1 pseudogene is annotated in these 1086 nt (G+C 67.7%); it reads left to right on the forward strand.

The annotated features are described in order from the left end of the window. Nucleotides 1-260: 260 nt before the first annotated feature. Nucleotides 261-1086 (forward strand): annotated as a pseudogene (locus Aph01nite_RS40950) (hypothetical protein); the annotation flags it as partial.

Here is a 1086-nt window from a genome sequence, read left to right on the forward strand (position 1 = left end):
TCACCCGGCGCCGGTGGAGCTTCCCCGCTCCACCGGCGCAGGCGTGCGTTATATCCCTAAAAATGCTTAGAAATAAGACTGTTACCGAAAAAGACCTTAAACGGTAAAAAGGGCTGCTTGACGGAAATCGGACCGTTGCAAAAGACTTCCCTCGAGTTGCGTGCGTCCCGCCAGGCTCATCTCCCCCACCTGGCCCGCGCGCAGATGGAGGAACGTCAGTGAGAGCTCGCCGCTTAGCCGTTGCGCTCGCATTACCCCTGGTGATCGCCGTCAGCCCGCTCCCGGTGCTCGCCGACCCGAGCCCGCCGGTGAGCGAAGTGACCCCCGACCGGCTGCCCGCCACCGACCAGGACGGCGTCGCCCTGATCCGGATCGTCGTACCGGACCAGGCCGATGTGGACCGGCTCGCCGAAATGGGCGTCGACCTGGCCGAATACAAGAAGCCCGTGGACGACGGCATCGAGGTGCACGCCATCCTCAGCCCCGCCGAGGCCGACCGCCTCCGGGACCAGGGCTTCGACCTCCGTGGCGTCATCTCCGACGAGAGCGACTTCGCCGCCAACAAGGCCGAACGGGCCCAGGCCCTGGCGGAGGCGGCCCTGGCCGAGGCCGAGGTGGACAGGCTGACGGTGCTCCGCGCGGAGTGGTTCACCAGCGTGGACAACCAGCGCTTCCTGTCGGTCGAGGTGAAGTCGAGCGCGACCGACGCGCAGACCGTCCTCACCGCCACCTGGGACGGCGGCGGCACGGCGACCATGTCCCGGTTCACCGACGCCGGTCAGTACATGTACCACCGGTTCTCCTCGCCGCTCGCGATCGACCAGGAGCCGGCCACGGTCACGATCACCAGCAGCCGCGGCGGTACGGCTACCGCACCGGTGACCAAGTGGCTGGGCGCCCCCCGCAAGTCACCGGGCCCGCACTACGTCTCCGACTTCGTCGACCACTACATGGACGCGACCGAGGTCACCGACCGCATCGTCGGTCTGGCCGAGGAGTTCCCGCAGACGTCGGAGATCGTCGATCTGCCGTACAAGACGAACGGCTACCGACGGCTCGCCCAGGCGCAGTTCGGCACGGGCGCGG

It is taken from the genome of Acrocarpospora phusangensis, from assembly GCF_016862995.1.
Lineage (GTDB): Bacteria > Actinomycetota > Actinomycetes > Streptosporangiales > Streptosporangiaceae > Acrocarpospora > Acrocarpospora phusangensis.